Origin of the sequence: Micromonospora sp. NPDC049801 (assembly GCF_040656575.1) — a bacterium.
GTDB lineage: Bacteria > Actinomycetota > Actinomycetes > Mycobacteriales > Micromonosporaceae > Micromonospora.
On sequence record NZ_JBFAMS010000012.1, the window covers coordinates 149,683 to 159,393 of the forward strand.

The following is a 9,711-nucleotide window of genomic DNA, read 5'->3' on the forward strand; positions in this document are numbered from 1 at the left end:
TCATTCCGACGGCCGGCCCGACACCGGGCCGGCCGTCGGCTGCTCAGAGCCCTTCGGCGACCGCTGCGGCGATCTTCAGCCAGGCGTCCCGGGTGGCCGCGGAGAGACCGCCGTACCGGATCGGCTCGCCGCTGTCGATGAGCCGCTCGTACGGCGCCAGCAGCACCGCCCTGGTACGAGCCGCGAAGTGCTCCTGAATGGCCGGCAGGTCGATCTCCTTGCGGGACGGTGGCATCGACACCACCGTCACCGCCTGCCGGACCAGCCGCTGCCGGCCGCTCTGCTCGAGGTGGTCGAGCATCCGGGCGGCGGTCTCCGCCGAGTCGTTACGGGCGGACATGGTGACCACGAGCTGGTCGGTGGCGTCCATCGACGCCTGCCAGTTCTGCGCCCGTACGTTGTTCCCCGTGTCCACGAAGATCAGCTTGTAGAACCGGCTGACCACCTCGCGGATCTCGGCGAACGCGGCTGCGGTCAGCATTTCGCCGCCGGTGGCCGACTCGTCCGAGGCGAGCACGTCGAACATGCCCTCGCCCTGCGACCGCACGTACTGCGACAGGTCGCCGACCCGCCCGTGCGCGCCCTGGAACTGCCCGAGATCACGCAGCATGTCGCGCACCGTGCGGGCATGGAAGTCCTGCTGGGCGCGCATCCCGAGGGTGCCCTGGGTCTCGTTGTTGTCCCAGGCCAGCACGTAGCCGCCGCGCTTCTGACCGAACGTCATGGCGAGCAGCAGGATGGCCACCGTCTTACCGGCGCCGCCCTTCGGGTTGACCACGGTCACCTGCCGCAGCCCGCCGAAGTTGCGGCGCACCATCTCGATGTCCCGCTTGAGCTCCTGCTCGTGCCGCCCCGGAGAGAGCCGGAGCAGGCCCATCTTGTTGACCACCGCCCGTACGCCCATGGTGGCCACCGGGTCGGCGGGCCGGACCTGCCGACGGCGGGCGAAATCCTCCGCCGTCGGCGCGGCCGTGGTCTCCGGCGTCCACGTGGCGTCCGGGTAGCCCGTGGCCGGCACCCGCGCCACCGGGTCGGTCTCCTGGTACTGCTGCGGCGGGACCGGTGGAGCCGCCGCCGCGCCCTGCTGCCAGGGCGGCGGATACCAGCCCGGCGACGGGGGGAACGGCCCAGGCGGCGGGGTCGGGACGGCGTCCTGCTGCGGTGGCTTCGCCGGGCCGGCCTGGCCAGGAATCGCCGCCTGGCCGCCGTAGACCTGCCCCGCGTACGTCTGCCCCGCCGCGCCGCCGCTGTCGACGGCGGGTGTCGGGGGTGGCGGAACCGGCGGGGTGGGGATCGGTGGCGGCGGAATGTCGACCTGCTCCGGTGCCGATGGGGTCGGGCTGGCCGGTCGCTGCGGTGGATACGCCCAGGGTGACTCGGCCGCGGGCCGAGCCGCCCCGACGGCAGGCGTGGTCTCCCCGCCACCCTGCGACACCGGTTCCGCTGCCGGCCCTGCGGCCTGGCCGGCCGTGCCGGGGTCTGCCGTTGCCGCGCCGGCTGCGGGCTGCCCTGCTGCGGGTGGCGCTGTTGCTCCGGGGCTTGCGGTGGCCGCACCGTCGGCGGGCGCGGCCACGACCGGCGGGCGATCCAGGGAGAACGGTAGATCCAGGTCGACCCCACCCGACACGCCCGATTGGCCGGGGGTCGGGACGGCGGCGGTGGCCGCCGGGTTCGGCGTGGCGCCCTCGGCGGTCGGCGTGCCGGTGGACGACGGCGACGAGTCGTTGCCGGCTCCGATGAGCCCGCCCACGGCGGGCGGCAGCGGTGGCGTCGGCGGTGCGGGCAGCGCCGGAGGAGCGGGCGACGTCGTTGCCGCGGCCGGCGGGTCGGCCGGAGGCCAGCTCGGTTGCGCCGGCGCCCAGCCCGTGCCCGGCCCGCCCGGCCCGTTCGCGCCCCAGCCCGTCGGTGGCGGCACCGCCCCGGTCAGCGACGGATAGTCCGACGGCGACGGCGGCGGCAGGGCCGCCGCGCCCGGCTGCCCGGGGACGCCAGGACGGCCGACCGACGGCGCCGTGATCGGCGGTGCGGCGACCGGCGGTGACACGGCCGCAGGCGCGGACTGCGACGGGGCGCCGCGCTGCTCGGCGACCGCTGCCCACGGCGGTACCACCTCTGCGCCCTGCTCGGCCGGATCCGGCGGCCACAGTGGTTCGATGTCCCGCTCCGGCACCGGCTGCTGGCCGGGCACCTGCGCCCGGTCGGCGTTCTTGTCCATTACGGTTCCTCCCCAGTCCTCCTGCGAGGATAGGCCCACCGGCCGACCGGGGCCGGTCGGCGAAACGGGGGTCAGACCACCCAGACCGCCCAGGCACCCGGTTCGACCCACCACGAGCGCTTGCGGGTCAGCTCACCCTCGACGCCGTCGTCGAGGTAGGGCACCTTTCCCTCGCGGGGCAGCACCGACACCGCCCGTCCGCGAGCCCGCCGCACTTCGAGGCGTACCCGCTTGCGACCCCACGTCGACCTGACGACCACCGGAACGGCCACCGCGACCTCGACCTGGCCGTCCGCCGGGTCCGGCGCGGCCAGCAACGTCACGTCCTCGAGCGACGCGTACCCGCCGGCGTTGCCGACCGCGCAGGCCAGCAACGGTTCGTCACCGTTCGTGAGGACGGTGTCGTCGACCTCCACCCGGGCCCGCCAGTGCAGCGGCCGACCCGCGTCGTCGGCGGCCCCGAACAGCGCGCCGTCCAGGGTCACCGAGCCGCCGTCATTGCGCAGCAGATCCAGCCGACGCGGCGTGCCGTCGAGCACCGCGGCCGCCACGGCCGCCGGGTCGCGGGGCAACCCGAACTGCGCGGCCAGGTCCCGCTGGGCGCCGCCGCGCGCCGGGTCGAGCGGGAGTACGGCGACCGGCGGCAGGTCGGGCAGGGTCCGGTCGTCACGCAGGTCCGCCGGGCGACGGCTCGGCGCTGGCGCGTACCGCCGAACGAGCCGGCGCAGCACGGCGCGCAACTGACCGTCGCTGGCCGTGGCGACGACCAGCCGGGTCTTGCCGTCCGCGTCCGGCCAGGTGAGGCCGTCCGGACGGGCCGGGCCGTCGAGCTGCGCGAGTACGGCGTCGATCTCCGCGTCCGAGCGGGCGGTGACCATCTGCACCCGGGCACCCCGGGCGGTCAGCGCGTCGGCGCAGGCCAGCACCGGCACCCGGGGCCGATCGGTGGCGCAACTGTCGGCGTCACCCGGCGTCGGTCCGGTTCCGTCGACGCCCGCGCCGGTCGCGTCCGCGCCGCCGCAGCAGGCCTCGCCGCTGCCGCACCCGCCGGAAGCGTCCCGCTCCGACGCAAGGGTGAGCAGCACCACGTCGTACACCGAAGGAGCCTCCCGCCTCTCGACGCGACCCCTGCCGGTCGCGCCGTCACTACTTGTTAACCTGACACCCCGGGCTCGCCAACCGGTCGCCATCTGGCACCCGAGCCTTCTGGAGGCGGAAGAGATGCCAGCGATCGTGCTCATCGGCGCTCAGTGGGGCGACGAGGGCAAGGGCAAGGTTACCGACCTGCTGGGTGAGCGGGTCGACTACGTCGTGCGCTACTCCGGCGGCAACAACGCCGGGCACACGGTGATCACCCCGGACGGCCAGAAGTACGCGCTCCACCTGATGCCCTCCGGGGCGCTCTCGCCGAGCGCGATGATCGTCATCGGCAACGGCGTGGTCGTCGACCCGAAGGTGCTCCTCGCCGAGATCGACGGTCTCGCCGAGCGTGGCGTGGACGTGTCCCGGCTGCGGATCTCCGGTGACGCGCACCTCATCATGCCGCACCACCGGGCACTGGACCGGGTCGTCGAGCGGTACCTCGGCTCGTCCCGGATCGGTACCACCGGTCGGGGCATCGGCCCCGCGTACGGCGACAAGGTCGCCCGGATGGGCATCCGACTCCAGGACCTGCTCGACCCGGGCATCCTGCGCAAGAAGCTGGAACTCGCACTGCGCGAGAAGAACCAGATGCTGTTCAAGGTCTACAACCGCAAGGCGATCGACCTCGAGGCCACGGTCGACGAGTACCTGGAGTACGCGGAGCGGCTCAAGCCGTACATCGCCGAGACGCGGGCGATGCTCTGGGACGCGCTGGACCGGGGCGAGACGGTGCTGTTGGAGGGCGCGCAGGCCACCATGCTGGACATGGACCACGGCACGTACCCCTTCGTGACCTCGTCCAACCCGACGGCCGGTGGCGCCTGCGTGGGCGCCGGCATCCCGCCGACCGCGATCAACCAGGTGATCGCGGTGAGCAAGGCGTACACCACCCGGGTCGGCTCGGGGCCGTTCCCGACCGAACTGTTCGACGCCAACGGCGCGCACCTGCGCAAGATCGGCGCGGAGTACGGCACCACCACCGGCCGGGAGCGCCGGTGCGGGTGGTTCGACGCGGTGGTGGCCCGGTACGCCTGCCGCCTCAACGGCGTCACCGACCTGGTCATCACCAAGCTGGACGTGCTCACCGGGCTGCCGAAGGTGCCGATCTGCGTCGGCTACGAGATCAACGGCAAGCGGGTCGACGACATGCCGATGAGCCAGACGGACTTCCACCACGCCACGCCGGTGTACGAGGAGCTGGACGGGTGGTGGGAGGACATCACCAAGGCCCGCACCCCCGAAGACCTGCCGGAGAACGCCCGTCGCTACATCGCCCGCGTAGAGGAACTCTGCAACACGAGGGTGAGCGTCATCGGCGTAGGCCCAGGCCGAGACGAAAACGTACTCCAACACCCCCTCCTCCCCTAACCCCCAAACCCAACCCCCACCCCACCCCACCCCCACCCCATTCGTCTCGGTGATCAAGAGGTTCGCGTCAGGAATCGGCGCGAATTTGACGCGAACCTCTTGATCGACGGGAACAAGCCGTCTGGGTTTTCCACAGGGGAACTGGGGTTATCCACAGGGGCTTGGGTGCGGGTGTGGCGGTGGGCAGGGTGTGGGGGTGGGACCACACCAGGTGCTTCGTGATGTAGCGGCCGGGCAGGACGGGATCGTCACCCTGGCCCAGGCCCTGCGCGCCGGTCTGACGAGAGACCAGGTCCGACAGTTGTGTCGGTCCGGCAGGTGGCAGGGGCTCCTGCGTGGGTGCTACGTCCCGGAGGCAGCGTCGTCCGATTCGACGCTGCGACGCGCCCGCATCCGGGCAGCGACCGCGAGCCTCGGGCCGGCTGCCTTCGCGGTCCTCGACACGGCGCTCGAGGTGCACGGCATCGCCGGCCTGCGGCGGACGTCACAGGTGCACGTATCGGTGCCGGTCGACAGGCCCCGGCCTCAGCGCGCGCTGGCGCCCTGGTTGGTCGTACACCAGGTCACCGTGGGTCCCGGCGAGATAGCAACGGTCGCGGGTGTCCGCGCGACCGCTCCGCTTCGCACGATTTCGGACGTCATTCTGCGTGCTGATCGATACTCGGCAGTCTCCGTCCTCGATTCGGCGCTCTGCCAGGGGCTCGTCACGCCGGACGACCTCGACGTGATCCCGCGTCTGATCCGGGGTCGGCGGGGTGCGGTCGCGGCACGACCCTGGCTGGCGGAAGCAGACGGCCGTGCACAGTCGCCCCTGGAAACGCGTACCCGGCTGCGATGTGTCGACGGAGGGGTGCCGCCGGACGCCTTGCAGTTGGAGGTACGCGACGACGACGGCTACCTGCTCGGCATCGGTGACCTCGGGTGGCGCGCGCCGAGGGTGATAGCGGAAGCCGACGGTCGCAGCGCCCATGACACCCCGGAGGCCGCCTTCGCTGACCGCCACCGTCAGAATCGCCTGGTCAACGCCGGCTGGACGATCCTCCGTTTCACCTGGCAGGACACCCTGCGCCCCGACTACATCCCCTGGACCGTCCGCAAGGCGATCACGAAAAACCAGGACCAACGCCGATGATCAAGAGGTTTGCGTCAAATCCGCGCCCCTTCCTGACGCAAACCTCTTGATCACCGGGGGGGGGCGGGGGCTGGGGGCCGGGGCCGGGGGCGAGGGCCCGGGGGGCGGCGGGGCGGCGGGGCGGGGTGGGGGGTTGGGTGGGCAGTAGGATGGGGCGTTGTGCGGGTTCTCTTGGTGGGTGGTGGGGGGCGCGAGCATGCGCTTGCCCTCGGGTTGGTTCGCGATTCGGCTGTCGACGCGTTGATTGCCGCTCCGGGTAATCCGGGGATCGCCGACGTCGCCGAGCTGAAGGCCGTTACCGCGACCGATCCGGCCGCCGTGGCGGCGCTGGCGGTGGAGACCGCAGCCGACCTGGTGGTGATCGGCCCGGAGGCGCCGCTGGTCGCCGGTGTCGCCGATGCCGTACGAGCCAAGGGCATCGCCGTTTTCGGCCCGTCGGCCGAGGCCGCCCAGTTGGAGGGTTCGAAGGCGTTCGCCAAGGACGTGATGACCGCCGCCGGGGTGCCGACCGCCCGGGCGTACGTCTGTACGGACGAGGAGAGCACCGCGCGTGCGCTCGACGAGTTCGGCGCGCCGTACGTGGTGAAGGACGACGGTCTCGCCGCCGGCAAGGGCGTGGTGGTGACCGACGACCGGTCCGCCGCGCTGGCGCACGCCGCGGAGTGCGGCCGAGTCGTGGTCGAGGAGTTCCTCGACGGCCCGGAGGTCAGCCTGTTCGTGGTCACCGACGGCGAGGCCGCCCTGCCGCTGCTGCCAGCGCAGGACTTCAAGCGGATCGGCGACGGCGACAGCGGCCCCAACACGGGTGGCATGGGAGCGTACGCGCCGCTGCCGTGGGCACCGCCGGGCCTGGTCGACGACGTCATGCGCGACGTGGTGCACCCGACGCTGGCCGAGTTGCGCCGCCGGGGCACGCCGTTCGCGGGCCTGCTCTACGTCGGCCTGGCGATGACCGCCGCCGGCCCCCGGGTGATCGAGTTCAACGCGCGCTTCGGTGACCCGGAGACCCAGGTGGTGCTCGCGCTGCTGGAGACTCCCCTGGGTGGGTTGTTGCAGGCGGCGGCCACCGGCACGCTGGCCGAGCACCCGCCGTTGCGCTGGCGGGACGGCGCCGCCGTCACCGTGGTGCTCGCCGCGCAGGGCTACCCGGCCGCGCCGCGCACCGGCGATGTGATCACCGGCGCGGACCGGCCGGGAATCATCCACGCGGGCACCGCCCGCCGGGCCGGCGACGGCGCGTTGCTGTCCGCCGGCGGCCGGGTTCTCTGTGGTACGGCCACCGGCCGCGACCTGGCGGCTGCCCGGGAGGCGGCGTACGCGCTGGTGGACGGGGTGGAGTTGGCGGGCTCGCAGCATCGCACCGACATCGCCGCGGCCGCGATCGCCGGCCGGATCACGATCCCGGGCTGACCTCTCAGCCGTAGTAGCGGCGCAGCTCGCGGGCGAGGACCTTGCCGGTGGCGTTGCGGGGCAGGTACTTCACGTAGACCACGTCCCGGGGTACGGAGAAGCGGGCCAGGTAGTGCCGGACGTACTCGCGGACCGCCTCGGGGTCGAGCGTCTCGCCGGGGTGCAGGGCGAGGAACGCGGCGAGTCGCTGGCCGTACTCGGGGTCGGGTACGCCGATCACGGCGGCCTCGCGTACCTGCGGTAGCTGGGCGAGCAGGTCCTCCACCTCGGACGGGAACACGTTCTCGCCGCCGGAGACGATCATGTCGTCGGCCCGGCCGTCCACGAAGAGCAGTCCGTCGGGGTTGAGCCGGCCGAGGTCTCCGGTGTCGAGCAACCCGTCGCGGGTCTCCCGGGTGGCACCCGAGGTGTATCCCTCGAAGAGCATCTCGTTGCCGACGAAGATGCGCCCGACCTGTCCCGGCGGGACCGGTTGGCCGGCGTTGTCGAGCAGTTCCAGTCGGGTGCCGTGTGGTGGTCGGCCGGCCGTGGTGGGTGCCTGGCGCAGGTCCGCCGGGTTGGCGATGGACGCCCAGGAGACCTCGGTGGACCCGTACATGTTGTAGAGGACGTCTCCGTACGCGTCCATGAACTTCGGTGCGAGCCCGCCGGGCAGGGCCGATCCGCTGACCGCGACGACCTTGAGCGTGGGGCGTGGGTCCGGTGGGGGCACCTCCAGCAGTCGTTGGAGCATCACGGGTACGGCGAAGAGGGCGTCGCAGCGGTGGGTGACCAGGGCGGCGAGCGTGGCGGCCGGGTCGAAGCGGCGGTGCAGCACGATGGTGGCCCGCAGCGCGAAGCACACCTGGAGCGCGGCGAATCCCCAGGTGTGGAAGATCGGGGCGGCGATCAGCACCCGGTCCTTTGTGTGCAGGGGTATGCGGTCGATGATGGACACGAGCGGCCCGAAGCCGCTGGGTGTGGGACGGCGGGCGCCCTTGGGAGCACCGGTGGTGCCCGAGGTCAGCACGATGATCCGGCCGTCGCGCTCCGGCGGGTGCAGCTCGCCCGGTAGCGCCCCGGCCACCAGTTCCTCGCGGGCGCGTTCGTCGAGGCGGGGCAGTTCGGCGGGGAGGCCGAGGACCCGTTCGGCGAACTCGTCGTCGTGCACCAACAGCCGCAGCCGCTGTTCCTCGGCGACGGTCGCGAGTTGGGCGGCGGAGAGGCCCGTGTTGACGAGCACCGCGTCGACACCGAGCAGGGTCGCCGCGACGATCGTCTCGATGAGCCCGTGGTGGTTGCGGCAGAGGACGCCGATCCGCTCGCCGGGTTGTACGCCGAGCCCGGACCGCATCGACCGGGCCATCCGCTCGGCCCGGTCGAGGAGCGCCTGGTAGGTCAGCTCGACGCCGTTTTCGTCGATGATCGCCGGTCGCCCGGGGTCGCGGGCGGCCGCCTGGCGTAGTTCGCCGGCGAGGCTCCATCCCCAGGTACGCAGCGCGTTGAGCTGCGAGGCGATTCGGACCGGGCGGCCCGGGGTGAGCAGACCGCGACGGGTCAGCGTGGTGACGACGAACGGCAGGTCCATGCCGCAGACCTCCTTGGGGGCGGTGCGCGGACAGCCCCATCCGGCGGGGCGTCTTCCTTGATCATGCACCCGACGCGCCGGGCGGCCCAGCCGACGTCGGCGTGGGGTGACGTAGTCGGCACGGTTAGGCAGAAGCAGGATCGCCGGGTACGGGTCTGGCGGCACCGACCTGGGCCCGCGCCGACCGGTCGGGCCGTCGGCCGGAGCGGCCGCCGACCCGACGCTGGTCGGGCGCGAGGAGCGGAGGGTCAGCGGATCTGCATGCCGGAGATCGCTCGGGAGATGACCAGTCGCTGGATCTCGGACGTACCCTCGAAAATGGTGTAGATCTTGGTCGGCGGCGACCAGACTGGGTTGGTCGTAATGGGAGGCCGGCCTTGGAGGGGCTAGTGGAGAGTTGTTTTCCCAGTTCAGCGCGGGTGCTGCGAGGTGCCATAGTGCGCCAACTCTGAGTGACTCAGTAGTCACTTTTTGGAGTATCTTCGGTTAGCTCGGGCAGTTTTCGATCGTCGTTATGGGGAAATCCTGGGCAAGTTCATCGTTAAATCTGCATGTCCCAAGTTCCTGGTTGACGGTCCGAGGGGGCCTTCGGGATGCCGGGTTAGGTTCACTCAATGGGGGAACGCGGCTGAGTGTGGGCCCGGGTGGACGCTACGTACGGTGACGTCGCCAGTCGAGGCCTCGTCAGCCATGCCAAGGTACGGCCTCGCCGGCACGGTCGCATCCAGCTGGGTGCCGCCCTCGCTGCTACGGGAACTGGCCGAATCGTTCTTTGATGGAACGGCTGCCGAAGGGCGTTCGTGGGAAGCCGTCGCGCTTGCGTCGGTGGCGCTGCAACGGAGACCAGGTCGTCTCCGACCGGTGAAGTCAGCCGCC

At 72.1% G+C, this 9,711-nt stretch carries 6 protein-coding genes and 1 CRISPR repeat array (1 of these 7 only partly in view); of the genes, 3 read left to right on the forward strand and 3 right to left on the reverse strand.

Features of this window, described 5'->3' with window-relative positions; all coding sequences use genetic code 11:
* Nucleotides 1–43: 43 nt before the first annotated feature.
* Together AB0I89_RS21925 and AB0I89_RS21930 are read right to left on the reverse strand one after the other, a co-directional pair.
* Nucleotides 44–2,215 carry a chromosome partitioning protein gene (locus AB0I89_RS21925; RefSeq protein WP_357129638.1) on the reverse strand — a complete coding sequence of 724 codons (2,172 nt, stop codon included), beginning with the start codon at nt 2,213–2,215 and terminating at the stop codon, nt 44–46.
* 71 nt (nt 2,216–2,286) lie between these two features.
* Nucleotides 2,287–3,312 (reverse strand): hypothetical protein, encoded by a 1,026-nt coding sequence (locus AB0I89_RS21930; RefSeq protein WP_357129641.1) that lies wholly within the window; start codon nt 3,310–3,312, stop codon nt 2,287–2,289.
* Between the two features lie 124 nt (nt 3,313–3,436).
* Between AB0I89_RS21930 and AB0I89_RS21935 the strand changes: the two genes are divergently transcribed.
* The 3 genes from AB0I89_RS21935 (at nt 3,437) to purD (ending at nt 7,268) form a co-directional block, all read left to right on the forward strand.
* Nucleotides 3,437–4,726, forward strand: coding sequence for an adenylosuccinate synthase (locus AB0I89_RS21935; protein ID WP_357129644.1), 1,290 nt, complete (start codon nt 3,437–3,439; stop codon nt 4,724–4,726).
* Nucleotides 4,727–4,922: 196 nt separating this feature from the next.
* On the forward strand, nt 4,923–5,858 hold the full coding sequence (locus AB0I89_RS21940) for a type IV toxin-antitoxin system AbiEi family antitoxin domain-containing protein (RefSeq protein WP_357129647.1): 936 nt from the start codon (nt 4,923–4,925) through the stop codon (nt 5,856–5,858).
* A gap of 159 nt (nt 5,859–6,017) precedes the next feature.
* Nucleotides 6,018–7,268, forward strand: coding sequence for a phosphoribosylamine--glycine ligase (gene purD, locus AB0I89_RS21945; protein WP_357129649.1), 1,251 nt, complete (start codon nt 6,018–6,020; stop codon nt 7,266–7,268).
* Between the two features lie 4 nt (nt 7,269–7,272).
* On the opposite strand, the gene AB0I89_RS21950 is transcribed toward purD, so the two are convergent.
* Nucleotides 7,273–8,835, reverse strand: a complete 1,563-nt coding sequence (locus tag AB0I89_RS21950; protein WP_357129652.1) for an AMP-binding protein — start codon at nt 8,833–8,835, stop codon at nt 7,273–7,275.
* Nucleotides 8,836–9,665: 830 nt separating this feature from the next.
* Nucleotides 9,666–9,711: direct repeats of the CRISPR family, unit length 37 nt; it runs 737 nt beyond the window's last position.